A 24,467-nucleotide genomic window follows, 5' to 3' on the forward strand; every position below is an offset into this window, starting at 1 on the left:
TCCCCGCAGGGTGCCGTCCTGCTGGAAGCCGGATGGGGTGGCCTGGGTGGAGACTTGGATGGTGCGTTCGGCGGTGGGATCGACGGTAAGGATGCACTCCTGACCGTAGGGATAGGCGACCTTGGCGCCGCTGGAGGTGGAGCCGCCGGGGTTTTGCGCCCGGAGGTCGAAGAACGCGACGCCGGCGAGAAGGACGGCGAACAGGACAAGTGTCGTTTTCATGATGTGACGGGAATACGGGGGATGGAAACCTAACACCATGCACGGAAATCCCGCGGCGGCAAGGATGCGGGGGCTGCGGGTGGCATAGCGACTGCGGATTCCACAATGTGAGCGAATCACATAAGCCAAGAAAACGCGGAGGAGAAAGGGGCGTGAAGGCCCGGATATCCCCGTGGTTGCTTGAAATGCCACCGATCCGGCCTCACCCGGCGGGTGCCGCCTAAGGGGTGCATTCCGCTCCGGAGGCAGCAGGCCGCCGTTGCAGAATCCCGAGAGGCCGTCCCATCCCAACCACAGCAGTCATGGCCCCAGTTCTTCCAGATTCTTATGACGGCGGTCCCCTTGAGCCGGGGGCAGGCGATCTGGCGCCGGTGATGATCTGGAGTGCGGATGAGGAGGGCCGCTGCTCCGACCTGAGCCCCTCATGGTATGACTTCACCGGGCTGCCGCCGGGCGGTGACTTGACCGACGATTGGCTTGAGGGGCTGCATGTCGAGGACCGGGCGGATGCCGGGGAGCTGCTGAGGGATGCGCGCCGGCGGCCACCGGGCACCGCGATCGAATACCGGGTGCGGCGGAGTGACGGGGAGTTCCGCTGGTTTCTGGATACCGCCCTGCCGCGGCAGGGGGAGGCTGCGGGCTACATCGGCTCGATGACCGACATTACCGAGCGCAAATCGGCGGAGAGTGCAGTGCGCCAGAGCGAGGAGCTCTTCCGGACCTTGGCCAACTCGATCCCGCAACTGGCTTGGATGGCGCAGCCGGATGGGAAGATCTTTTGGTTCAACCAGCGCTGGTATGACTACACCGGCGGCGAGCGTGGAAGCGCTGCGGCCGAGGACTGGAGGAGCTTCCACGGAGAGACAAACGGAATGGCCACGGCCTTCGACAGGGCGATCCGCAAGGGGACCCCCTTCGGGGAGGCCTTTACCCTCCGCCGGGCGGACGGTGACTACCGCTGGCACCTCTGCCAGATGCTGCCAGTGCGCGATCGGGAGGGAGTGCTCCGCCTGTGGTTCGGGACCCACACCGACATTACCGAGGAGCGCGAGGCCCAGCACCGCAAGGACCGCTTCCTGGCGACGCTTGCCCACGAATTGCGCAATCCCCTCGCGCCGATCTTGACGGGGCTCGAAGTCATCCGATCTTCGACCCCCGGATCTGAGACCGTCGTGAGGGTAGCCGCCATGATGGAACGCCAGACCCGGCAAATGGTTCACCTGATCGATGATTTGTTAGATATGTCCCGCATCAACACCGGCAAGATCGTGCTCAAGAAGGAGCAGGTGAACCTGGATGAGGTGCTGCGCAGTGCGGTGGAGGCGGCCCAGCCTGTGATCCTGCAGCACGACCACCATTTCCAGATGCGTGAGGCCGAGGTGGCGGTGCAGGTGGAGGTGGATCCGCACCGCATGGCTCAGGTGGTTTCCAACCTGCTGTCGAACGCGGCCAAATACACGCCGCCGGGCGGGCATATCCAATTGCTGCACGGGGTGGATGAGGGGACGCGGCCGTGGATCGCGGTGGTGGATGACGGGGAGGGAATCGCGGCGGAGCGCCGCGAATCGATCTTCGATCTCTTTGAACAGGATGATCACGGGCGACAGGATGGCCTGGGCATCGGGCTGACGCTGGTGAAGTCGCTGGTGGAACTGCACGGGGGAACGATCGAGGTGGTGAGCGAAGGAGTCGGGAAAGGCAGCCGCTTCACGGTGAGACTGCCCGCCGAGAGCCTGTGTGCGGAGCTGGCCCTAACAGCCGTGGATGGCGGGGCCGAAAGCCCGGCCGGTGATGGCGGCTTGCGGCATGTGCTGGTGGTGGATGATGGCAAGACCACGGCGGATATCCTGGCAATGTTCTTCGAGATGGAAGGCAAGGATGTGAAGGTGGCCTATGACGGCGAGGAGGCGGTGGCAGTGGCGGAGCAAAAGATGCCGCAACTGATCCTGATGGATCTGGGGATGCCGCGGATGGACGGCTTTGAGGCGGCGCGGCGTATCCGGCAGCTTCCCGGTGGTGCGGGCGTGACGATGGTCGCGCTCAGCGGCTGGGGCCGCGAGGAGGACAAACGGCAGTCGCGCGAAGCGGGATTTGACTATCACTTGGTGAAGCCAGTGAGTCCTGGGGATTTGCGCGGGTTGATGGAGAGATTAGCAAAGGGTGCCGAGTGATCGGTGATCTGTGAGAGGCGATTTGAAATTCGAGATTTGAGATTTCAGATCGGAGATTGAGGGGGCGCAGTCGTTGCTCCAAGGGTGAGAAAGATCTCACATTTTAAGATTTGAGATTGAGCGGCAAAAGAAAGGGCACCCTCCTTGCGGAGAGTGCCCATTTCCAGCCCTAGAAAATCGGGTATTCGAGCGCCCGGCTTATTTGGCGCGGACGCGGCGGAGGGAGTCGAGGTGGCGCTCGAGACGGGGGAGCAGGACGTCGCGGATCTCCTGCTTGATCTCATCCATGATCTCGGGGTCGTCGAGGGCGACCATATAGTCGTCGACACCGGAGAGCTCACCAGCTTCCAGAGCCATGAGGGTGGTGGTTTGGCCGAAGACCTTGGCAAAGCCTTCGACGGCTTTGGCGAATTGGCCCCAGACGCCGGAGTTTTCGTCAGGCTGCACCCCCATGTCATCAATGTGGCGACGCAAGCGCACAACACTATCCTGGTGGTCGGCGCGGATCGACATCAGCAGCGAGCGCTCCGGTTCGCGGCGGAACTTGCCCAAAGCCTGTGTGTAAGTTTCCACGGCCGAGAGTTCACCGCGCAGGAGGCTATTCGAGACCTCGATGCATTCGTCGAAGGTAGCAGTCATGTTCGATTAAGGGTTGATGAAAACCTTCATCGCAATCCGCGCGCCGTCCTTGGGTAAAGGGTCTGCCGCTTGATTCAGAGCGACTTGGGTTGTGCTGGTGGTTTGGGCGAAGGTCGCGCGGGGTGCGGCATTGCGCGATGGCCTGCACTCCGGCGTGTAAAATGCACGTTACCAAGGAGAGGCGTGCCATTTCTGCTAGAGTAAAAATACCCGAGCAAGCTGGCCTGTCAGCCACCTGCTTGGGCATTCGTTTGATCGGTTATCTATTCGCGGTCGGGCTCCAGGACCATGTTGATGATGTGGACTGTTCCGTTGCCGCTTTCGACGTCCTTCTTGATGACCTCGGCGCGGCCGACCCAGATGGTTCCGAGGGCATGGTTCAGCACCAGCTTGCTGCCTTGAAGAGTTGCGTGCTCTTCGGTGTCGATCTTTGCGGAGGGAAAGTCTCCAGGGACAATGTGGTAGGCGATCAGATCTGCCAGCCGCTGCTTGTTCGACGGCTTCAGCAGTTTTTCGAGTGTGCCTGCCGGCAGCATGCGGAAGGCGTCGTCGTTGGGTGCCAGGATGGTGTAAGGACCACTGCGATGCAGGGTCGCTTCGAGGCCAGCGGCCTTCACCAGCCTGGTGAAGGTAGTGAGCCCGGGCTCTGCGGCGATGGTTGCCGGGAGATCCTTCGAACGCATCGGAGTTTCGGCGGCGGAATCGAAAATGGTTCCGCCCGCAAGGGTCGCGATGATCGCGAGAGTGCATGTAGTCTTCATGATATCCTCCTTGTGGTCACGGTGAGGGAAGCGGAATGCCTCCCACCACGGACTATCCAGCAGCTGGCATGCGGATTGGAAAAGAATGCGTCCTCCGGGAAATCTCCCGTTGCGGAAGCCCGGATCCATGCGGAGGGTGACTACTGCAAATCGCGAAGGGCGAAGGCGCGACTGTTAGGGGGGTGCGCCTTGACCGGGCGCGCTTGCGCTCTACGGTCCGCCATGGGATTTCGCGCGGCCGAGGGCTATGCAACACTGGAACTGTGGCCGGAAGTGATCGAGGAACTCGACGAAGTTCCGCAGTCCATACGCCTGACGCCGGAGGTATTGCGCCTTGAATTGCGGGCCTGCGTGGCGCTGCAGGAGTGGCAGCACGGGGTGCAGATCGCGGGCAACTTGGGCAGGATGGGGGCTCTGGAGCGGATGATGGCGGCGGGCTTCTACGCCACGCTGGCGCGTGAGTTCTTCCGCTGCGGCCAGCATGGCGATGCGAAGGCGGCGCTGCACCAAGCGGTGGAGACATGGCCATCCTGTCGGGATCTAGTGATGAAGGATCCCGCGCTGGTGGCCGCGATCTTATGATCGGCGTGTCAGTGGAAATACGGATGAAGCAGCGGTGGTTTTCCCCTTGCGATCAAGCGTTTCGGTAGGAAGTTAATTCAGGAAAAGTGGCGACTGAGTCTGGGGGGAGTTGGTCGCCCGCTATCCGGAAGGCCCTCGGAACGCAAGTTCCGGGGGCTTTCCTTTGCGCCCGGAAGGTCGAGAGCGAGAGGCTCCGCAGTTAACGGGTTTCATATCTCGGGTGGATTGCAGGCTGCGGTGCCGGGAGATGCATCGTGCATCCGAATGACGGGGCGGCGCAGCGCAAAGGCTTGATGGCAAGCGATTCTGTCGGCGGCACGTTTCTTGCGAAAGAGGGCCCACCATGATCACCAACCTTGAACAACTCTACTTCGATCAACTCCGCGACCTCTTCAGCGCCGAAACGCAATTGATCGCGGCTCTGCCCGAGATGGCTGCTAATGCCAGCCATGAGGAACTCCGCGATGCCTTTAACCATCACCTCGATGAGACCCGGACGCAGAAGGCGCGCTTGCAGGAGATCTTCGAAAGCCACGGGATGCGTGCGGAAGGCGAGGAATGCGATGCGATGCGCGGCCTGGTGAAGGAAGCCAAGAAGCATGTGGAAAACACCAGTCCGGGCAACGTGCGCGATGCGGTGCTGATCGCTTCGGGCAACCGCGTGGAGCACTACGAGATCGCCGCCTATGGTGTGGCCCGTGCGTTCGCCCAGTGCCTCGGTTTCGATGAGGACGCGCGAATCTTGACCAAATCCATCGAGGAGGAAGGGAACGCTGACAAGGCGCTGACCAAGATCGCTTCCGGCGGGCTCTTCGGCACGGGCGTAAACGAAGAGGCGACGCATTGATCTTGTCACAATTTCCCCGCCCTAGCATGGCCGGATCCGATTCCATCGGTCCGGCTTTTTTCCATTTGTATCCGAAGTGGCCCCGCCTAGCGGTCGAAGCGAAATGGCACGGCCCACGGGTGCTCCTTGCCACGGAGTGCCGCTCGAATGATCTCCGCGGCGACGACGCTGTAGATCACGCCATTCCCGCCGAAGCCGAGGGCGAAGTAGCAGAGGGAATGCTTGCGGTAGCTGCCGATGTAGGCGAGGCCGTCATTCGTCTCGCCGAAGGTGCCAGCCCAAGAGAAGGCGCTCTCCATGCGGACTTGCGGGAACAGGTCGTGGAAGCGCTTTTCGAGCCGCTTGGTCTTGCGGGGAACGAGGTGGTCACGCGCGGCGGGATTGCGGAAAGGCAGGTCCTCGCCGCCGATGATTGCGCGGCCATCGGCATCGCCGCGCAGGTAGAAGTAGGGGCGTGCGGTCTCCCACAGCAGGCAGCGCCGCCACCAGCCTGGCGCTTCTTCCAAAGGTTCGGAAGCGAGGGCGAAGGAGCTGTGTAGGGTCACGAGCTTAGCGGTGTCGAAGAGGCATTCGGTCTCATAGCCCATGGCGACGACGAGGCGCTTGGCCCGCACCTTGCCGCCGCGGTGGGTGCGGAGGATGAGCCCGGCGGCATCGATTTCCACGGCAGTGACGCGGGTGCGGTCGAAGATCTTGCCGCCGCGGCGCACAAGCTCAGCCAGCAGGCCATGGGCGAGGCGGTAGGCATCCACTTCCGCAGCTTGCGGCGAGTGAAGGGCGAGATGGCCTTGGAAGCTGAAGTGATCCGCGATTTCGGACGGTGACCATTCGTGGACTTCGATGCCGGCCTGGCGCCGCGCTTCCGCCTCTTTTCGCAGGACGGGCACGTCGCGCGGGCGCGAAGCGAGATAGACGCTGTCCTTGCGGGTGAAATTGCAAGCTTCCAAGCCCAGGCTGACCACGCGTTCTTCTAACAGATCAATGGCATCGTGGCAGGCGAGGTAGGCAGTTCGCGCGGCATCGGTGCCGTATTGCGCGATGAGGTCGATGAGATGGGTGTCGACCTCATATTGCAGCAAGGCGGTGCTGGCGCTGGTGCTCCCGGTGGCGACATCGCGGCCATCGAGCACGATGACTTCGTGGCCATCGGCGCTCAGGGCCTCGGCGATGAGGGCACCGGTGATGCCGGCGCCGAGGATGGCCACATCGCAGGCGACGTCTTCATCCAGCGGCGGGTAGTTCGCGAGGATGCCGTTCTTCTCGCGCCAGTAGGCGTGCCCGGAACTCAGGTCCATGCAGGGGGAGGGGTCCATGAGCTGAAGGATTAGAAACGCCTGCGCTTGGTTCGGACTTGTGGCGGCGGTGGCGGCACCGCTTCGACCGGTCCCTCGCGATCCACCACCACGTCCAGGCAATGGCCTCCCGGTGCGGCGTGCTCCTCGATGTGGCAATGGATGCCCTTGCGGCGGAGCTGGGTTACTTCAGCAGCCGCTTGTTCGTGCGCCGCCAAGATTTCGCGTGCGGGGATGAGCGTGTCTTTCTTCACTCTTCAGCTTCGCCCTTGGCCTGCACTCGTGCAAGCGGCGAGCGTGGTTGGTTCCATGCGGAGGGATCATGCATTTCGCGGCCGGGTGCATCCCGCACCGCATGCATTCCGCATGCTTGGAAACTGCTATGGTATTGAAGTCAGGGGCTTATGGGCGAGGGCACAGGCTTTGCTGAGGGAGGTGAGAACTTATGAACGTCACCAGCACCGGCCCCTGCCGCTCCAGCCGCAAAGGCAACAAGCCCGCTCCATCCCAGCGTCCCGGCATGGGCGCGATGCCGCATGATGACGGCACCGACTTCCGAGTCTGGGCACCGCATGCGAAGGCGGTGCATGTTACCGGAAGCTTCAACGATTGGGCCGAGCCGGGCATCCCGCTGGCGAAGGAAGAGGGCGAGGGGATCTGGAGCGTGTCCGTTCCCGGGCTGAAGGATGGCGAGCATTACAAGTTCTGCCTGCGCTGCGGGAAGCAGACGCTGCTGAAGGTGGATCCGCGTGCGCGGATGATCGATCCCGAGACCGGCAATGGGGTGATCTACCGCGACCGCTTCGACTGGCAGGATGTGGAGTGGGAGATTCCCTACCTGCACGAGGCGGTGGTGTATGAGCTCCACGTCGGCACCTTTTGTCCGGAGAAGAAGCGCGGGACCGGCACCTTTGAGAGTGTGATACGACGTCTGCCGTACTTGAAGGATCTGGGGATCAATGTGATCGAATTGATGCCGCCGACCGAGTTCCCCGGTGAGACTTCGTGGGGCTACAATCCCTGCAACCCCTTTGCGGTGGAGGCGAGCTACGGCGGGCCGGATGGGCTCAAGACGCTGATCCGCGAGGCACACCGCCACGGGATCGCGGTGCTGCTGGACGTGGTGTACAATCATTTCGGTCCTGATTCGCTCGACATGTGGCAGTTCGACGCGTGGTCGGAGAACGGCATGGGCGGAATCTACTTCTACAATGACTGGAAGGCGGAAACGCCGTGGGGGCACACGCGTCCGGACTACGGCCGGCACGAAGTCCGGCAGTATCTGCGCGATAATGCGCTGATGTGGATCGAAGAGTTCCGCGCGGACGGGCTGCGCATGGATGCTGTCAGCTACATCCGCCGCACCAAGGGTTTGGAGCATCATGAGTCTGTAGACCTGCCGGATGGCTGGCAGGTGTTGCAATGGATCAACAAGGACCTGAAGCTGCACTCGCCGCGGATCATTTCGGTGGCGGAAGACTTGGGATGCAACGCTGCGCTTACCGCTTGGGTGGAGGATGGTGGCGCGGGCTTCGACACCCAGTGGGATGCTTGCTTTGTGCATCCGGTGCGCGCGGTGCTGGAGAATCCCGACGACGATTCGCGTGATGTCGGCGCGATGGTCTCCGCGATCATTCCGCAGAATAGCGAGGATGCCTTCCGGCGGGTGATCTATTCCGAGTCCCACGACGAGGTGGCGAATGGCAAGCAGAGGCTCGTGTCCGAGATCGATCCGGGAAACCCGGCAAGCGTGTGGGCGCGGCGGCGCGCCCTGCAGGCAGCGGGGGTGGTGCTAACCTCACCCGGAGTGCCGATGCTTTTCCAAGGACAGGAATTCCTGGAGGACGGTTGGTTCGATGACCAGGATCCGCTGGATTGGGAAAAGGCGCGGCGCTTCCGCGGGATCCGTCTGGCGTATCGCGATCTGATCCGCTTGCGGCGGAATCTGGATGGCTTCAGCCGCGGTCTCACCGGCCAGCATGTCGATGTCTTCCACCGCGATGCGGAGAACAAGGTGCTGGCCTGGCACCGCTGGCATGAAGGTGGCCCGCGCGACAGCACGGTGGTGATCCTCAACCTGAGCAACCGCGAGCACGACTTCTACGAACTGACCCTGCCGGCCGAGGGGGAATGGATGGTCCGTTTCAATGCCGACTGGACCGGCTACAGCTCCGACTTCGGCGATGCCGATCTGATTTGCGTGGAAGGCCGTGAGGGAGAAATCGGACATCCAGGGGTGGTCGGTGGTTTGACGCTGCCGCCCTACGCGCTGGTGGTGATGAGCCAAGACTAAACAAACGTATGATGCATGGGATTACGGTTCATGGACTTGCTCTTGCAGGATGAATGAAACGACTCGATCGGTGGTGCTGGATCAAACCGGTTTCACCCTTGGAGGGCCGGAAGTATTTGCATCCTGCATCGCCGTTCGTGGGGTTTTGCAACCGGTGGAGATTCGATAAATTGACGTGACTCATCTTGGCATTTTGGTCACCTTCCGTAGCTGGGCCAATGGCAAGGTCTTGCGAGTCTTGGATGCTTCCAAGACAGCCCCTGCGTGAAGATGGCACGAGGCCCGCTAGTAAGTTACTCGCACGCCCGTTTTCGCCGATTTCAGCCCTCACGGCTGCCCTCTGTCTTACCCGGGCGAATCCTCTGCAACTTTTCCTCACGCCTACGTCCATGATCGCCAAAGTCGCCCACCTCTCCAGTCCTGAAGTTCATTCACCGGAGAGGAGAGAAAGGCAGCACCGGCTGCGCCGTCCGCGCATCCTGATCGTTACCCCCGAACTCAATGGCAGCGGTTACCTCGGTCGCAACGGCATACCCGGGCCGCGGGCGAAGGCGGGCGGCTTGGCCGACATCAGCACGCTGCTGGTGGATGAGCTTTCGGCGCGGGGGATCGACGTGCGGGTCGCCATGCCGCACTTCCGCAGCCTCTTTCCAGATGCGCCGATGTCGCGCCGCCTCTACCTGTGCAAGGACCGCGAGTTCTTTTATCGCCGCTCGGTTTACGATGGCTCGCAGGAGGCGAACCGCCGGGCGGCGCTGGCCTTCCAGCGCGATGTGATTCAGAACATCCTGCCTGCGGTCAAACCGGACATCGTCCACTGTCACGATTGGATGACCGGCCTAGTGCCCGCGGCGGCGAAGGCGATGGGGATCAAGAGTCTCTTCACGGTGCACAATCTTCACGACGAGATCACCACCATGGCGGAGGCGGAGGACCGGGGGATCGATGCGGCGCGGTTCTGGCAGAATCTTCACTTCGGGCACTACCCACATTCGTATGAGGAGAGCCGTAATTCGAATCCGGTGAGCATGATGGCTTCCGCGATGAATGCGGCGGATCATGTGAACACGGTGAGCCCGAGTTTCCTGCAGGAGATGATGGATGGCCGGCACGTGGCCGGGTGGGGGCTGTGTGATGTCTTGCGCGGCAAGAGCCATTGCGGTGCGGCATCCGGCATTTTGAATGCACCGGATCCTTCCTGCGCGCCGGAGCATGACTTGCGGATCGCCCAATGCTACGGAGCTGAGGATCACCGGGCTGGGAAGCTGGCAAACAAGCTTCAGCTCCAGAGGATGCTGGGCCTAGAGGAGGATGCCAGCGCGCCGATGCTATTCTGGCCTTCGCGCCTGGATCCTACGCAGAAGGGCTGCGGGCTGCTCGCGCATATCCTTTACCAGGTGGTGAACGATTACTCTTCGCTCGGATTGCAGGTCGTGTTCGTGGCGGATGGACCTTTCAAGCCGCACTTCGAGCACATCGTGAACTTCCACGGTTTGCAGAAGCGGGTGGCGGTGTGCGGTTTCGAGGAAAGCCTGTCGCGGCAGGCCTATGCCGCATCGGATTTCGTGCTGGTGCCGTCGGCTTACGAGCCCTGCGGTCTCGCGCAGATGGTGGCGCTCAAGTATGGCAGCCTGCCGATCGTGCACCGCACCGGTGGCCTGCAGGATACTGTGCTGCATCTGGATGCGGCGAATCAGCGGGGCAATGGCTTCGTCTTCGAGACGCACGACTGCGGCGGCCTGCGCTGGGCGATCGATGAGGCGGTGCGCTTCTTCATCCGGCCCGAGCAGGAGCGCGAGCGGGAGATTGCGCGGATCATGCGGCAGAGCAGCGAGGCCTTTTCGCCGCAGCATACGGCGGAGGCCTACATCAAGCTCTATGAGGAGCTGTCCGGGCGGATCATCGGGGATGCTCGGGTGGAGGCAGTGCCTGGCTTCAGACCGGTCGCGAAGCCGCAGTTGGTGCATATTGAGGCTGCTTGAGAGGCGGGGCGGCGGATTCTTTTGGAGTTTGCGAAGACCGTGGCGCTGCGGCGGGGATCATCCATTTGCCGAGTTGTGAGGCGAAGCGGGATGCCTTGATTCGAGGGCATTTGTTGTCCTAACTGGGGAATGATCCCCAAGCTCAACATTGTCTCCGCCCTGGCAGCGCTGGTGTTTTTCTTCCTGCCCTGGGTGTCCATCGAGTGCAACGGCAGGCGCATGGGGAGCCAGACCGGGGTGCAGATGATCGTGGGTTCGGCGACCTCGGCGGCCCCGTCTACCCCACAGCAGCCGGGAGAATTCAGGCTTTCGGAACGCAAGGAGTCCCTGGGGACCTCCTATCTCGCGGCGGCGGCCTTAATCGCGGTGGCTTCGGCGCTGCTGATTTCCTTCGCCGCCTTGGTCAAGGGCGACAAGGACAGCGAACGCGGTGGCGGGATCCTCTGTGTCTTTGCTCTGGCTTTTTTACTGACGCAGGCGGCGCTCGGGTTCCCCGCCAAACGGGAGATGGAAAAGGTTTTGGAAAAGCAACGTGATCCCGGCGCCGAGAAAGGCCCGCACGACGACGTGGGCAAGCAGATCGCGCAACAACTGGTGGCGTCGGTGGATGTGAAGCCGACGCAGTGGTTTTACCTGGAGCTCGCGGCCTTGGGGCTGCCGGCGCTGATCCTTGGCAATGCCCTGCTGGACCGGCTGAAGGCGAGGGGGAGCTGAGACGCGGGGGTATTACACCCGGCTTGCCGTTTGCGAGCTCGTGACCAAAACTGGCGCCCGATGAGTAAGAAACCCGCATCCCGGTGGTCGGAGAACAAGGGCCTGGCCCGGGCGATCCTCCATGACCGGGTGATGCGTCGGCGGATGATGAGCTATTTCCTGCTCTCGATGATGGCGTTCTTCGCCTTCGGTCTGTGGGGGATCAATGAATGGCTGAGCAAGGACCCGTGGCGCTTCTTGATTTATTGGGCGGTGTGTGGCGCGCAGGCGGTCTTCCTGGTGATGTTCGCGGTTTTTGATGCCTGTGCGGTGATCAAAGAAGAGCGGGACCGGATGTAGTCCGGACCCGCTCCCACGAATCGAAAAGGTCAGATCAAATCAGATCCCTGAACCAAGGCCTGCGCCGCTGCCGGCTTGCTTCCAGATCGGGCCGTCCGGGGCATACTGCGGGGCGGCGCCCTTGAGGTTTGGATCGGGCAGTGAATCGTCGGTCCGGAAGAGCGGCAGGATCGGAGAACCGGTGGAGGCTTTTTCGTATTTCGCGCCGATCTCTTCGATCATTAGCCCGACGCCGAAGAATCCGCCGGGAATTTCACCGATGAGGATCTCAATCGGATAGCTCTGCCCGGCGCGGACTTGGAATTCCGGTCCAACGGCGAAGCCGCCGATGTTGTCGTTGTAGTTCGGAGAGGTGTCGTACTTGTAGAATTGGATCGGCACCTTCATCGGGCCCATCTTGCGGATGTCCTTGGCCAGCTCTTCGTTGTTGTTGGTGCCGTCTACGTCCGCCGCGCGGCCGAACATGTGGGTGCCGGTGCAGCCGAGGGTGTAGCCGTAGTCGAAGATCGTGCGATTGTTGAAGCGTATCACGAGCAGGTCATCGCAGGCGCCGACGAAGCGGAACTTGCCGGTCTTCGGGGCCTTGACGGTGCCGCGGTAGACCACGATCCAGCGCCGCGGCTGCACTTCCTTCTCGCAGTTGAAGGCGGCGGGCGCCCCATCCGCGCTCATGAGGGGCATGAAGAGTTTGTTCTGATACAGCTTCTGCGTGGCGTGGTAGTATTTATCAAACTCCTTTTCCTTGAAGCCCTTGTCGACGATCTCGCGCACTGTCAGGCGCATCTCGTCGTCGGTCATGTTGGTGGGCTCGCGGTTGCTGGTTTGCTTGAGGTCGTAGAAGGTCCCGGTGAGGGTGCTGGAGCTGGCCTCGATCATGCCGAAGGGGTTGCCCTTGCCGCCGCCGCCGAGGCCGGGACCCATGCCGGATCCGACGCCGGTGCCATTGCCGCTGCCCAGACCGCCGCCCGTGCCGCTGCCGCCCTTGCCCTTCGAGAGGGACCCGCCGCTCAGCTCGCCGAGGCTGGCCATGTTGGAGGTCGGGTCAGGCTCGGGCAGGGTGATCGCAGAGCTGGTGGCGCCGATGGCTGCGACGCGGGCGAGATTTTGGGTCATCATCTTCTGGCGGGCCTTCTGTTGGGTCTCGCCTTCGGGAGAGCCGCCACCACCGGCGGGTGGCATGAAATCCACTGTTTTCTCGGGAGGACTGATGATCTTGAATACCCAGAAGGCTCCGGCGATCAGGATGATCACGTGGACGAGGATCGAAATGCTCAAGGCCCCGCCGCCGAGCCGGCTCCAGAAGGATTTCTTGGGCTGGACGGCCGGGACGTAGGCCGGTTCGTAGTCGTGTTCGGACTCCATGTCGCTCATCTGCGGCAGGAACGAAAACGGGTTTGGGTTTCTTGGGTGGATTTTGGGCTTGTGTCATGCATCCTCGCTTTCGCGGGGTCGCCCCGGAAGTGGAGCTGCATAGGCCCTATCGGGCTCATATGACCGATTTCCGGTTATCGTGGCGATTTCCCCATCTCCCCGGATTCGCCTTGCCGGGCAGGGGAGGGGACCGCTTGGATTCCGCGCATGACGCCGGAGCTTGAGGATCTCTTCGCCTTTCTTCGTTTCCCCAGTGTTTCCACGGACTCGCGGAATGCGGGGGACGTGCGCGCTTGTGCGGAGTGGATCGTGACCAAGCTCACCGGCATGGGCCTCGCGACGACCCTGCACGAGACGCCGCGGCATCCGGTGGTGGTGGCCAAGAACGAGCACAAGCCCGGCCGCAAGACGGTGCTCATTTACGGTCACTACGATGTGCAGCCGGTGGATCCGCTCAATCTCTGGACCACGCCGCCCTTCGAGCCGCAGATCCGCGAGGGCAAGATCTGGGCCCGCGGCTCGACCGACAACAAGGGCCAGATGCTCGCGCACATCCTAGGGGTGGAGAAGACGCTCAAGGAAAAGGGCGAACTGCCGGTGAACCTGACCTTCCTCTTCGAGGGTGAAGAAGAGATCGGCAGCCCGAGCCTCGCGCCCTTCCTGGAAGCGAACCGCGAGCTGCTGAAGTGCGACATCATCGCGATTTCCGACACCGGCATGGTCGCCCCCGGCCAGCCGACGCTGAGCTACGGCCTGCGTGGCATCGCCGCCTGCGAGGTGATCCTCCGCGGACCGGCGCGTGACCTGCACTCCGGGATTTACGGCGGCGCGATCCGGAATCCCGCCACCGAGATTGCGCGTCTGGTCGCGACCTTCCACGATGCTGATGGCCGCGTGCAGGTCGAGGGCTTCTACGATGACGTGAAGCCGCTGGAAGACTGGGAGCGCGAGATGTGGTCCAAGCTGCCGGGCACCAGCGATGAAGATTTCCTGCGCTACAGTGGTTCCTCCAAGACCCACGGCGAGGCTGGCTACACCTCAGCCGAGCGCACCTGGGCACGCCCTACCGCCGAGATCAACGGCATCGGTGGCGGCTATCAGGGTGAAGGATCGAAGACGGTGCTGCCGGCTGAGGCTTTCGCGAAGTTCACCTTCCGCCTGGTGCCGAATCAGGACCCCGCGGTGATCATGGAGAAGGTGAAGGCTCACCTCGACAAGCACTGCCCGCCGGGTGTCTCGCTGCTCTACGTCGGCGGCCACGATGGCAAGCCCTTCTACACCGATCCGCACGCGCCCTTCGGCCAAGCCGCGCAGCGCGCGCTGAAGACGGCCTTCGGCAAGGAGCCGGTGCTGATCCGCGAAGGCGGTAGCATCCCGATCGTGCAGGCCTTCCGGGATATCCTCGGCGTGGATACGATCCTGCTTGGCCTGGCGCTTGCTGACTCGCAGATCCACTCGCCGGATGAGAACTTCCCGGTGGAGAATTTCGAAGCGGGGATTCGCCTGAACCAGGCGCTGCTGGAGGAGCTTGGGAAGTGAGTCTCTTGGCTCGGTGAAATCAGGTCGCCATGGCATTCGACATTTCAGAAGCGCAGGTCGTCTTGACGGAGGCTGAGCTCGGGCTCCGTCTTCCGCCGGTCTATCGCTCCATGATGATGGCGTGCAACGGCGGCACTGCTTGGCTCAAGGAGTCCAACGATGAGGACGACACCTGGCAGCTCTATCCGATCAAGGATGCCTCGGACCGCAAGCGCCTCAGCCGCTCCTGCAACCACATCCTGGCCGAGACCAAGTCGGCGAAGGAGTGGGGTGGATTTCCCGATGATGCGCTGGCCATCGCTGCCGATGGTGGCGGGGATCTACTGGTGATTTTGCCCGACGCTTCTGATGCTTCCGCGTATGGCGACGGAATCTTTATCTTCTTCCACGAGCTTGGGGAGTTGAAGCCCTTCGCCGACGACCTTTCCCGATTCACGATTGAATAGACCGGCAGCGGTCACTGCCTTTCCGTTTTCCCTTCATGTCCGATTCTCCCAAGTCCGATTTCATCCGCGACATCATTGCCGCGGACCTTGCCTCCGGTAAGCATGAGACCACGATCACGCGCTTCCCTCCGGAGCCGAATGGCTATCTGCACATCGGCCACGCCAAATCGATCTGCCTGAACTTCGGGATCGCGCAGGAGAATGCGGGCATCGGCGCGCGCTGCCACTTGCGCTTCGACGACACGAATCCGGAGAAGGAGGAGACCGAGTATGTCGAGAGCATCAAGGCGGACGTGAAGTGGCTCGGCTTCGATTGGGGCGAGAACCTGTTCTTCGCGAGCAACTACTTCGAGTTCTACTACGAGTGCGCGGTGCATCTCATCAAGAACGGCCTCGCTTACGTCGATCAGCAGACGGCGGATGAGATCAAGAGCACGCGCGGCAACTTGACCGTGCCGGGCACGCCTTCGCCCTATCGCGATCGTTCGGCGGAGGAAAACCTCGAGCTGTTCGCGAAGATGCGCGCCGGTGGCTTTGAGGAAGGTGAAGCGGTGTTGCGGGCCAAGATCGACATGGCCTCGCCGAACATCGTGATGCGCGATCCGGTGATCTACCGCGTGTTGAAGGCGGAACACCACAATACCGGCGATGCCTGGTGCATCTACCCGATGTATGACTACGCGCACCCGCTGGAGGATGCGCTGGAGAAGATCACGCACTCGCTCTGCACGCTGGAGTTCGAGATCCACCGCCCGCTCTACGATTGGGTGATCGACAATTGCCCGGTGCCGGCCAAGCCGCGCCAGATCGAGTTCGCGCGGCTGAACCTGAACTACACGGTGATGAGCAAGCGCAAGCTGCTCCAGCTCGTGAAGGAGAACCTGGTGAGCGGCTGGGATGATCCGCGGATGCCCACGATCTCCGGCATCCGCCGCCGCGGCTATCCCGCCGCCGCGATCCGCAACTTCTGCCACAAGGTGGGCATCACCAAGTTCAACGGCATCACCGATGTGGCGCTGCTGGAGTTCGAGGTGCGCGATTATCTCAATACCGCCTCGGCACGCCGCATGGCTGTGCTCGATCCGCTGAAGCTGGTCATCACGAATCTGCCGGAAGGCCAGAGCGAGGACATTGAACTCGATAACCACCCGAAGGACCCCGCCATGGGCACGCGTCAGGTGAAGCTCTCGCGCGAGGTCTGGATCGAGTCGGACGACTTCATGGAAGTGCCGGAGAAGAAGTTCTATCGCCTCGGCCCGGATCGCCATGTGCGCCTGCGCGGCGGCTACATAGTGAAGTGCACCGGCTTTGAGAAGGATGACTCTGGCAAGGTGGTGAAGGTGAATTGCGAATACCTGCCCGGCACCAAGGGCGCGGATGCTCCCGCCGGTGTCGAGTGCCGCGCCGCGATCCACTGGGTGAGTGCGGAGCACGGCGTGCCCGCGGAGGTGCGGCTCTACGACCGCCTCTTCACCGTGGAAGATCCCGATGGGGCCGAGGGCGGCTTTGTCAGCGTGATCAATCCGGATTCTTTCAAGACGATCTCAGCTTGGGTCGAGCCTGCGTTGCTAGAGGCCGAGCCCGAGTGGATCTGCCAGTTTGAGCGGCTGGGATACTTCGTCGCGGATAGGCATGATCACAAGACCGGTGAAAAGGCGGTCTTCAATCGTGCGGTGGCGCTGCGGGATTCTTGGGCGAAGAAGTAAGCCATTGCGATGTGAGGATCGTCTTCCGCCCGGTAGGGCGCGCTGGCCTCAGCGCGCCGCGAGCGATGAGGGGATCACCCTCGAGCGTAAAAGAGGTTTGAGGTCCGCGTGGACCGCCCGGGGCGGCCTGAGGCCAGAGCCGCCCTACCGAAAGGCAGCTCTTGTCGCAACCGGTCAGCTTCACCCCGAATTGGTAAAGACAGGTCTTTTCCCCCGGCCCCATTCCCTCCTTCCGGTTTCACCCGGGCACGCGGACCTTGAGGGGCGTTCGCGAACCCATGCTCGACCTGAAATCCAGCCCCTTCCTCCGCGCTGCGGCGGGAGTTCTCACCCTGTTGCCGATGGTCGCCGCTGCGATCGATTGGAGCGGCGCGACCGGACCCTTCGGCACCGGCTCGAACTGGGCGGGCGGCAATGTCCCCTCCGCCAACTCCGCGAACATCGCCAATAGCGGCACCGCGACCATCGCCGGCGGGAATAGCTTCAGCGTCACCACGCTCTTTCTTGGCAATCACTCGGGCACGGGCTCGATCACGCAAAGCGGCGGTGCCATCACGTCGACCTCACAGGTCTCGATCGGCGGGGACAATGCCAATGGTGGCACGGGCACCGGAAGCTACACCATTAGCGGCGGCACACTGACCAGTAGCGGTGGTGGTGAGTTCTGGGTCGGCTCGCGTGGTGGCACCGGGACCTTGACCCTGAGCGGAAATGCCGTGGTCAGCACCAACAGCACCACGAACATCGGTCGTGATGCCAGCGGCACGGGCACCTTGATCATTGGTGGCACTTCCGAGCTCAAGAGCGCGACGCAGGACATCAATGTCGGGGTGAATACCGGCAACTTCAACTCGAGCATCACTGTCCAGGACTCCGGCAAGCTCAGCTCCGGGAATGAGCTCGCGGTCGGCCTGATCGGAAGCAATGCGACCCGCGGCAACCTGACGGTGAAGGACAGCGCCACCGTCACGAGCGCTGGCAGCCTGGTGGTCGGCAAGCTCGGGGTGCGCGGCGCGATGAACGTGAGCGGCGACAGCACGGTGAAGTCGGGAACCTATCTCATAGTCGGCACCGATAGCAGTGGCTCCAAGGGCGAGCTGACGATCGGCGGCAATGCGGTGGTGAATGCCGCCCGCCAGATCTGGTTGGGCAATTCCGGATCCACCGGCGCGATCACGCTCAATGGCGGCACGCTCAAGGTGCACTCCTACAATGGCGACGACGGTGGCGCGGGCATCTCCTTCCGCGGCAACAGCACGCTCACCTTGAATGGCGGGACTTTGGAGACACCTGGCTTCTACAAAACTTCCGGGACTGCCTCGGTGCTACTCAATGGCGGGCTGATCAAGGCCAACGCCGCGATCTCCGGCAACTTCTTCAACAACTTCGGCAGCAGCGATATTACCCTGCAAGCGGGTGGTGCGAAGTTCGATAGCAACGGCTACAGCCTCAGCATCGATACGCCGCTCTCCGGCAGCGGAGGCCTGATCAAGAGTGGAGCGGGAAGCCTGCTGCTGAACGGAGTGAACACCTTCACCGGCACCACGCAGGTCTCCGCCGGAACTCTAGGCGGCAATGGAAAGCTGACCGGAGCGCTCACGGTAGCAGCGGGTGCCACGCTCAACCCGGGCGTGGTGATCGGGACCTTCAGTGCGGGGCCGACGACGATTGCGGGCACCTATGCCTGCCAGGTCAGTGGCAACACCTGCGATCAACTGGTGGTCACGGGAGATCTCGATATCAGCGCCGGCAGCCTGGCGATCAGCAGCGTGAATCAACCTACTGCCCCGGCCCTGGTTATCGGAAGCTACAGCGGCGCGCAGCCCGCGCCCTTTGCGACGGTGAGCGGCATGCCGAGCGGCTATCAGCTCGACTACCACTATCAGGGCAGCGGCCAGATCGCGTTGGTGAGGACGGGTGGCACGGCCTTCGAGGAATGGATCGCGGCGGCTTTTCCGGGGCAGAGTGATCCCGCGGTCATTGGTCCCGATGCCGATCCTGATCACGATGGCCGGGCGAATGCGCTGGAGTTCGCCCTGGGTGGAACGGCGGCGAATGGGAGTGATGCCGGCGCCTGCTACATGGTGCCCGCCACGACTCCGGTCCTGACCATCGCGGTTCGCAGCGGCACGCCGGCCTTCACGGCAGGGCCTGCGCCCGCGGCGATGCGGGATGGATTCCTTTACACGGTTCGCGGCAGCCGCGATCTCGATAGCTCCGGTGCGGCGGTCACCCCGGTGGCCACCGTCACCACGGGGCTGCCGCCGGCTCCTGCCAACTACGAGTACCGTAGTTTCGCCATGGCGGGGGAGGGGGCACGCGGCTTCCTGCGCGTGGAGGTCAGCGCCTACAGCGGTGAAGATCTCAGTATCGGGAACTTCGACGGCAGCACTTACGGCCCGACTTGGACGGCGACCGGAACCGCTTTCAGCCAAGGTCCGGCCAATGGCCCCTTGATCACCCAGCTCCAGATCCAGAATGCCGATGGCGGTGTGGCCAGCAGCGAGATCCAGGGCGACGGGCCGCAAGGGCATCTGATTTCCGCGGAGTTCACGATCCAACGCCGCTACATTTCCTTCAGCATCGCCGGGGGTGACTACGAGCGCCACGCCTGTCTGAATCTACTCGTCGATGGCAAGATCATGAAGAGCGCCACCGGCCGCTACAGCGATTACCTGAATCCCGCTTCTTGGGATGTCGGCCCATGGCTTGGCCGGACAGCGAGGATCGAGATCGTGGATGAAGCCAGCGGCGGTTGGGGGCATGTCAATGTCGGCCGGATCGAGCAGACGGATACGCCCGCGGTGCTGCCGATCGACAAGGGCGTGCTCTATCAGGAAAGCCTGCGCCCGCAGCTGCACTTCACCGCGCGGCAGTGGACGATGGACCGCCTCAATCCCGGCATGCGCCAGGAGGGCTGGCTGAATGATTTGAACGGGCTGGTTTACTACGAGGGCGAGTATCACCTCTTCGCCCAGCGCTGGAACAAGTGCTGGATCCACGCGGTCAGCACGGACCTCGTCCACTGGACGGAGCTGGAGCCCGCCTTCTGGGAAGAGCAGCTTGATAGCGGCGTGCAGTCCGGATCCTGTGTGATCGACTATGGGAACACCTCCGGCCTCGGCGCCGATCCGGCCCACCCCCCGATGGTCGCCTTCTGGTCGCGCAACGACAACAACAGCCACTGCATCTCCTATAGCCTCGATAAAGGCCGCAGCTGGACCCACTACGTGGGCAATCCCATCCTGAGCTTCCCCGAGCGCGACCCGAAGGTCTTCCGCCATGCTGCCAGCAACCAGTGGGTGATGGTGATGTATGGCAGCGGCAAGTATCACATCTTCACTTCGCCCGACCTGCTGCACTGGACCAACCAGAACCACCCGATCAACAACGCCTTCGAGTGCCCGGATTTCTTCGAGATCCCCTTGGCCGGCAACCCCGCGGTCAAGAAGTGGGCTCTCATTCATGCCGATAGCACCTACTCGCTCGGCACCTTTAGCGGCACGCAATTCACCGAGGAAACGCCGCGCATGCTCTGCGACTTCGGCGGCACCAATTTCTACGCCACGCAGAGCTTCAACAACACCGAGACCGGCGACGGCCGTCGGATTCAGATGGCCTGGATGCGCGGCTCGGATTTCCCCGGCATGCCCTTCAGTCAGCAGGTGTCCTTTCCTTGTGAGATGACCTTGCAGCAGACGCCCGGCGGCCTGCGCTTGTTCCGCCAGCCGGTGGCCGAGCTCTCCTTGTTGGAAAATCCCGGGCAAAGCTGGAGCAACCTCAGCCTCACGGCCGGCCAGCAGATGCCGCTGGCGGCGAGCGGCGATCTCTATCGCATCCGTGCCCAGCTCAGCATCCCTGCGGGCGCGACGTTCAGCTTCAATCTCCGCGGCTTTAACGTCACGCTCACTTCAACCTCGCTGAATGCCGGGACCGGGGCCAATGCCGTCCAAGGCCAGCTCACGAGCGTGGAGTTCCTGGTGGATCGCGCCTCGGTCGAGTCCTTCGCCAATGGCGGCGAGCTCTCCTGCACCCGCTACTTCCAGCCGAGTGCTGCGGGAATTTCCATGAGCGCCAGCGGCGGCACGGTGACCCTCCAGTCGCTCAGCGTCGTACCGCTCAAGTCGATGTGGGAAGGGTTGTGATGGGGCGGCTCCTCACGGCGCGGTCACCTTCAGCCGGATGAAACCCTCTACCGCGGTGGTGGCGATGCTGAAGACATGTTGATTGCCACTCCCGGTATCCGCCACCGGCGTCCAGCTCCCGGCTTGCAAGGTGGCGGAGCTTTCCGCTCCGTAGGTGATTCCCGATACTTCTGCCGGCTGAGTGAAGCTGATCGTGAAATTGCTCCCGCTCACTTGGCCCTGGGGGAGCTGCACGGAGTTGCCCTTGGTTGGATCGAGGCCGAAGCCGAATTCCAGCAGGTTGACCAGGCCGTCCTTGTCGAAGTCGAAGTCATCCGCCGCGTTGCCAGCGTTCGCGGTGGTTCCGAAGTAAGTCTGCCGCCACGCCTGCAGTGCGGTCAGGGCGACAGGAAGCGTGAAGGAGCCGCCATTGTTCTTGATGACCGTTGCAGGATTCGCCGTCAGCGCGTAGTCGGCCAGATTGCTCGTGCTTGCCGCGGTCGCGGCACCCGTGAAGTGGATGCCCTGGGCTCCGGAGCTTGGCAGTGGGTCAGCGAAGGGCGGGCCGAAATTCGCGTTCGCGTCGTTGGTGAGGTCACCGGTATTGGGGCCGGTATAGTTGGCACCTCCCCAAGAGAGGGACCAGTAGATCGTGCCCGGCGTGGCCACGGTCCCGCCATCGACCTCGAAGGTCAGGCGGCCCGCCGCAAGATAGGAAGCAGGGATCGGAGTGGCCAGCGTGAAGTCCGGCGCGAAGCTCGGCTGGGTGGCCTGCATTGCGGTGGTGAAGGCTGATGTCGCCAGCAGGATGTGCGAGCCTGAAGTAGAGACCGCGACATCCGACGCGATGTTCAAGAGTAAGACCCGGTTGCCTCCTGCCGCATCGGCCGCCCACAGGCTGGTGGAACTCACCAGATTCTGCCCCGACGATCTCATCCGCAATTGGATCGCTTGGGCTGCCGTGTTGCCATTCACGCTGCCGATCACCTGTTCGATCTGCATGAGATGGAAGCTCGCGGAGGCGGTGGAAGCGAAGCCTGAAAGGGCTGATAGAAGGACAGCGGCGGTCAGGAGCCTCTGCCACAGCGGGAGGGAAGGATTATTCATGGTGGAAGGGAAGGAAGGTTCCCGGAATTCCTAGAGTAGCCTTAACATGCTCGCTCCACCGGCGGATGACAACGATCGAGGTGGTGCCGGTTTGTAGCAGTGGATGCTGGGCCGCAAATCTCCCTGCGAGACCGCGCGCAAATTCCCGTATCGTGATCTCGACCTGCCCATCCCTTTGTCATGCTCACGCGCCGCCTCGCCTTACCTGCTGCCCTTCTCGTTCTAGGCTCCTCCACGCTTGTGCTGCATGCCGACGGCGCCGCGGACAACCTCGCCGACAAGGTCCGCCCGATCCCGCCGCCGGGTGTGGCGATCCCGGACGATCAGCGCGCCTCCCTAACAGCCGAAACCGCCCGCCTCGGCGCGGCGATCGAGGCCGCCCGCACGAGCCTAGCGGGGAAGCCTGTGCTCGCCTATCTCCCCGACGTCCAGATCTTCCACAAGGCGGTCGATTGGGCACTGCGCTACGACGAGTTCTACGAGGCCAAGCAAAGCGAGTGGGCCACGGAGCAGTTGAAGCAAGGCTTCTCCCGCCTGGAGGCACTGATCCAGGGCAAGACCCCGTGGCTGGAGCAGATCGGCCTGGTGCCACGCGGCTACCTCTCGAAGATTGATGGCAGCGTGCAGCCCTTCGGCTTGGTCGTGCCGCCCTCCTTCAGTGCGAATTCTCCCCACCGCTGGCGTCTCGATAGCTGGTTCCACGGTCGCGGCGAGAAGCTCAGCGAGCTCGACTTCATCCATCAACGCATGACCCAGGCGGGCGAGTTCACGCCGCAGGATACCCTCGTGCTTCATCCCTACGGCCGCTACTGCAATGGCCAGCGCTTCGCCGGCGAGACCGACTTCTTCGAAGCGCTCGATGTCGTGAAGCGCGACTACCGCATCGATGAGGACCGCATCATCGTGCGCGGCTTCTCCCTTGGCGGTGCGGCCTGCTGGCACATTGCGACCCATCATGCCTGGGAGTGGTGCGCGGCGAATCCCGGCGCGGGCTTCAGCGAGACGGAGGAGTTCCTCAACAACTTCCAAGGCGAGGCGCTGAAGCCCTATGCGTGGGAGCGGACTCTGTGGAATCTCTATGACTCCACTGTGGTGGCGCGGAACCTAGTGAATTGTCCTACCGTCGCCTACAGTGGAGAGATCGATAAGCAGAAGCAAGCGGCCGACCGGATGGCCGGGATCATCGGCGCGAACGACAGCGGGATCTTCCTGCGCCATGTTATCGGCCCGAAGACAGCACACAGCTACGAGAAGGGCGCGAAGGCCATCGTAGCCGACGCCATCGACACCATCGCAGAGGGCGGGCGCAGGCGGGTGCCACGTGAGGTTTACTGGGAGACCTACTCGCTGAAGACGAACCGTGATGCATGGATCGAGATCGATGCGCTCGGCGAGCACTGGCAGCCCGCCTCCATCCGCGGTTCCTTCTCGACGGCGGGCTTCCTCATCGATGCGACAAATGTCGGCGCCTTCACCCTGCGTTTTGATCCCGGGACTTTCCCCGAGGAAATCGGGCGCTCCTTCGGGGTCGATATCCGGGATGCCGCCGGTGGTGAGGATGCCAGATACGAGAGCGCCATCGAGGGGGAGATCACCCGGCCTTCGGACCGCTCGTTGCGGATGAGCTTCGTCCGCCAGGCCGATGGGAAGTGGCGCGCAGCCCCGGACAAGGCCGAGGGCTTGCGCAAGAAGCGCGACCTCCAAGGCCCTATCGACGACGCCTTCATGGACTCCTTCATCTTCGTCCGCCCCACTGGCAAGGCGGCGAACGAGAAGGCCGGTGCCTGGGCGAGCGCCGAGCTCGACCGCGCCATCCGCGAATGGCGCAAGCAGTTCCGCGGCGATGTCCGGATCAAGGACGACACTGCAGTCACCGAGGAAGACATCCGCTCCGCGAACCTGATCCTCTGGGGTGATCCCACCTCGAATGCCCTCATGGCCAAGGTCGGCCCGCAACTGCCTCTGAAGTGGGATGCTGGCAACATCCAAGCCGGTGAGAAGAGCTTCCCCGCCGCGGACCACGCCTTGGTCTGCATCTACCCGAACCCGCTCAACCCCGAGCGCTACGTGGTCTTCAACAGCAGCTTCACCTTCCGCGAGTACGACTACCTCAACAACGCCCGCCAGACTCCGAAGCTGCCAGACTGGGCGGTGATCGACCTGAATACCCCGGCGAACAGCCGTTACCCCGGAGCGATCCCCGCCGCGGGCTTCTTCGGCGAGAAGTGGGAGTTCAAGGGCTCGCTTGGAGAGAAGCGCTAGGCAGCGCTCTAACCAATATCCTTGAAAAGGCGGGATGCTTATGCCATCCCCGCCGTGGGTCGCTGCTGAC

19 protein-coding genes are annotated in these 24,467 nt (G+C 62.7%); 12 read left to right on the plus strand and 7 right to left on the minus strand.

The window, feature by feature from the left end; all coding sequences use genetic code 11:
• On the minus strand, window positions 1-222 hold a 222-nt coding region (locus BV071_RS24105; RefSeq protein WP_035612583.1), incomplete at its 3' end, for a hypothetical protein.
• Window positions 223-524: 302 nt separating this feature from the next.
• On the opposite strand from BV071_RS24105, the gene BV071_RS24110 reads away from it, so the two are divergent.
• Window positions 525-2,393: a PAS domain S-box protein gene (locus tag BV071_RS24110; RefSeq protein ID WP_052573830.1), complete on the plus strand. Its 1,869-nt coding sequence runs from the start codon at window positions 525-527 to the stop codon at window positions 2,391-2,393.
• A 198-nt stretch (window positions 2,394-2,591) separates the two neighbouring features.
• On the opposite strand, the gene BV071_RS24115 is transcribed toward BV071_RS24110, so the two are convergent.
• Together BV071_RS24115 and BV071_RS33600 are read right to left on the minus strand one after the other, a co-directional pair.
• Window positions 2,592-3,032 carry a DUF2383 domain-containing protein gene (locus BV071_RS24115; protein ID WP_035612585.1) on the minus strand — a complete coding sequence of 147 codons (441 nt, stop codon included), beginning with the start codon at window positions 3,030-3,032 and terminating at the stop codon, window positions 2,592-2,594.
• Window positions 3,033-3,295: 263 nt separating this feature from the next.
• Entirely contained in the window at window positions 3,296-3,793 is a 498-nt protein-coding gene (locus tag BV071_RS33600) for a fasciclin domain-containing protein (RefSeq protein ID WP_265594811.1), read from the minus strand.
• A gap of 222 nt (window positions 3,794-4,015) precedes the next feature.
• On the opposite strand from BV071_RS33600, the gene BV071_RS24125 reads away from it, so the two are divergent.
• The gene (locus tag BV071_RS24125; protein ID WP_035612587.1) at window positions 4,016-4,375 is read left to right on the plus strand and encodes a hypothetical protein; all 360 of its coding nucleotides are present in this window, start codon (window positions 4,016-4,018) and stop codon (window positions 4,373-4,375) included.
• A gap of 343 nt (window positions 4,376-4,718) precedes the next feature.
• Window positions 4,719-5,222 carry a ferritin-like domain-containing protein gene (locus tag BV071_RS24130; RefSeq protein ID WP_035612589.1) on the plus strand — a complete coding sequence of 168 codons (504 nt, stop codon included), beginning with the start codon at window positions 4,719-4,721 and terminating at the stop codon, window positions 5,220-5,222.
• An 86-nt stretch (window positions 5,223-5,308) separates the two neighbouring features.
• Here BV071_RS24130 and BV071_RS24135 read toward each other — a convergent pair whose 3' ends face one another.
• Window positions 5,309-6,535, minus strand: coding sequence for an FAD-dependent oxidoreductase (locus BV071_RS24135; RefSeq protein WP_265594812.1), 1,227 nt, complete (start codon window positions 6,533-6,535; stop codon window positions 5,309-5,311).
• Between the two features lie 11 nt (window positions 6,536-6,546).
• The gene (locus BV071_RS24140) at window positions 6,547-6,768 is read right to left on the minus strand and encodes a hypothetical protein (protein WP_035612594.1); all 222 of its coding nucleotides are present in this window, start codon (window positions 6,766-6,768) and stop codon (window positions 6,547-6,549) included.
• 191 nt (window positions 6,769-6,959) lie between these two features.
• On the opposite strand from BV071_RS24140, the gene BV071_RS24145 reads away from it, so the two are divergent.
• The 4 genes from BV071_RS24145 to BV071_RS24160 all read left to right on the plus strand — a co-directional run bounded on the left by BV071_RS24145 (window position 6,960) and on the right by BV071_RS24160 (window position 11,842).
• Window positions 6,960-8,807, plus strand: coding sequence for an alpha-amylase family glycosyl hydrolase (locus BV071_RS24145; RefSeq protein WP_265594813.1), 1,848 nt, complete (start codon window positions 6,960-6,962; stop codon window positions 8,805-8,807).
• Window positions 8,808-9,196: 389 nt separating this feature from the next.
• Window positions 9,197-10,789: a glycogen/starch synthase gene (locus tag BV071_RS24150; protein WP_075090994.1), complete on the plus strand. Its 1,593-nt coding sequence runs from the start codon at window positions 9,197-9,199 to the stop codon at window positions 10,787-10,789.
• 129 nt (window positions 10,790-10,918) lie between these two features.
• On the plus strand, window positions 10,919-11,503 hold the full coding sequence (locus tag BV071_RS24155) for a hypothetical protein (RefSeq protein WP_035612597.1): 585 nt from the start codon (window positions 10,919-10,921) through the stop codon (window positions 11,501-11,503).
• A gap of 60 nt (window positions 11,504-11,563) precedes the next feature.
• Window positions 11,564-11,842 (plus strand): hypothetical protein, encoded by a 279-nt coding sequence (locus BV071_RS24160; RefSeq protein WP_035612601.1) that lies wholly within the window; start codon window positions 11,564-11,566, stop codon window positions 11,840-11,842.
• 39 nt (window positions 11,843-11,881) lie between these two features.
• Here BV071_RS24160 and BV071_RS24165 read toward each other — a convergent pair whose 3' ends face one another.
• On the minus strand, window positions 11,882-13,213 hold the full coding sequence (locus tag BV071_RS24165) for a hypothetical protein (RefSeq protein ID WP_035612604.1): 1,332 nt from the start codon (window positions 13,211-13,213) through the stop codon (window positions 11,882-11,884).
• 207 nt (window positions 13,214-13,420) lie between these two features.
• On the opposite strand from BV071_RS24165, the gene BV071_RS24170 reads away from it, so the two are divergent.
• The 4 genes from BV071_RS24170 (at window position 13,421) to BV071_RS33605 (ending at window position 21,049) form a co-directional block, all read left to right on the plus strand.
• Window positions 13,421-14,752, plus strand: coding sequence for a dipeptidase (locus tag BV071_RS24170; protein WP_052573832.1), 1,332 nt, complete (start codon window positions 13,421-13,423; stop codon window positions 14,750-14,752).
• A gap of 29 nt (window positions 14,753-14,781) precedes the next feature.
• Complete coding sequence (locus tag BV071_RS24175; protein ID WP_035612610.1) at window positions 14,782-15,198, plus strand: SMI1/KNR4 family protein; 417 nt, start codon at window positions 14,782-14,784, stop codon at window positions 15,196-15,198.
• Window positions 15,199-15,233: 35 nt separating this feature from the next.
• Window positions 15,234-16,904: a glutamine--tRNA ligase/YqeY domain fusion protein gene (locus BV071_RS24180; RefSeq protein ID WP_035612613.1), complete on the plus strand. Its 1,671-nt coding sequence runs from the start codon at window positions 15,234-15,236 to the stop codon at window positions 16,902-16,904.
• 278 nt (window positions 16,905-17,182) lie between these two features.
• Complete coding sequence (locus BV071_RS33605) at window positions 17,183-21,049, plus strand: GH32 C-terminal domain-containing protein (RefSeq protein WP_052573833.1); 3,867 nt, start codon at window positions 17,183-17,185, stop codon at window positions 21,047-21,049.
• 12 nt (window positions 21,050-21,061) lie between these two features.
• Here BV071_RS33605 and BV071_RS24190 read toward each other — a convergent pair whose 3' ends face one another.
• Complete coding sequence (locus tag BV071_RS24190; protein ID WP_035612617.1) at window positions 21,062-22,135, minus strand: hypothetical protein; 1,074 nt, start codon at window positions 22,133-22,135, stop codon at window positions 21,062-21,064.
• Between the two features lie 180 nt (window positions 22,136-22,315).
• On the opposite strand from BV071_RS24190, the gene BV071_RS24195 reads away from it, so the two are divergent.
• Window positions 22,316-24,397, plus strand: coding sequence for a hypothetical protein (locus tag BV071_RS24195; RefSeq protein WP_035612620.1), 2,082 nt, complete (start codon window positions 22,316-22,318; stop codon window positions 24,395-24,397).
• Window positions 24,398-24,467: the final 70 nt, after the last annotated feature.

The sequence above is a fragment of the Haloferula sp. BvORR071 genome (assembly GCF_000739615.1).
GTDB lineage: Bacteria > Verrucomicrobiota > Verrucomicrobiia > Verrucomicrobiales > Akkermansiaceae > Haloferula.

Coding starts and splice junctions, on each gene's coding strand:
- BV071_RS24110 (WP_052573830.1), top strand. CDS start 525: ATGGCCCCAGTTCTTCCAGATTCTTATGACGGCGGTCCCCTTGAGCCG.
- BV071_RS24115 (WP_035612585.1), bottom strand. CDS start 3,032: ATGACTGCTACCTTCGACGAATGCATCGAGGTCTCGAATAGCCTCCTG.
- BV071_RS33600 (WP_265594811.1), bottom strand. CDS start 3,793: ATGAAGACTACATGCACTCTCGCGATCATCGCGACCCTTGCGGGCGGA.
- BV071_RS24125 (WP_035612587.1), top strand. CDS start 4,016: ATGGGATTTCGCGCGGCCGAGGGCTATGCAACACTGGAACTGTGGCCG.
- BV071_RS24130 (WP_035612589.1), top strand. CDS start 4,719: ATGATCACCAACCTTGAACAACTCTACTTCGATCAACTCCGCGACCTC.
- BV071_RS24135 (WP_265594812.1), bottom strand. CDS start 6,535: ATGGACCCCTCCCCCTGCATGGACCTGAGTTCCGGGCACGCCTACTGG.
- BV071_RS24145 (WP_265594813.1), top strand. CDS start 6,960: ATGAACGTCACCAGCACCGGCCCCTGCCGCTCCAGCCGCAAAGGCAAC.
- BV071_RS24150 (WP_075090994.1), top strand. CDS start 9,197: ATGATCGCCAAAGTCGCCCACCTCTCCAGTCCTGAAGTTCATTCACCG.
- BV071_RS24155 (WP_035612597.1), top strand. CDS start 10,919: ATGATCCCCAAGCTCAACATTGTCTCCGCCCTGGCAGCGCTGGTGTTT.
- BV071_RS24160 (WP_035612601.1), top strand. CDS start 11,564: ATGAGTAAGAAACCCGCATCCCGGTGGTCGGAGAACAAGGGCCTGGCC.
- BV071_RS24165 (WP_035612604.1), bottom strand. CDS start 13,213: ATGAGCGACATGGAGTCCGAACACGACTACGAACCGGCCTACGTCCCG.
- BV071_RS24170 (WP_052573832.1), top strand. CDS start 13,421: ATGACGCCGGAGCTTGAGGATCTCTTCGCCTTTCTTCGTTTCCCCAGT.
- BV071_RS24175 (WP_035612610.1), top strand. CDS start 14,782: ATGGCATTCGACATTTCAGAAGCGCAGGTCGTCTTGACGGAGGCTGAG.
- BV071_RS24180 (WP_035612613.1), top strand. CDS start 15,234: ATGTCCGATTCTCCCAAGTCCGATTTCATCCGCGACATCATTGCCGCG.
- BV071_RS33605 (WP_052573833.1), top strand. CDS start 17,183: ATGCTCGACCTGAAATCCAGCCCCTTCCTCCGCGCTGCGGCGGGAGTT.
- BV071_RS24190 (WP_035612617.1), bottom strand. CDS start 22,135: ATGAATAATCCTTCCCTCCCGCTGTGGCAGAGGCTCCTGACCGCCGCT.
- BV071_RS24195 (WP_035612620.1), top strand. CDS start 22,316: ATGCTCACGCGCCGCCTCGCCTTACCTGCTGCCCTTCTCGTTCTAGGC.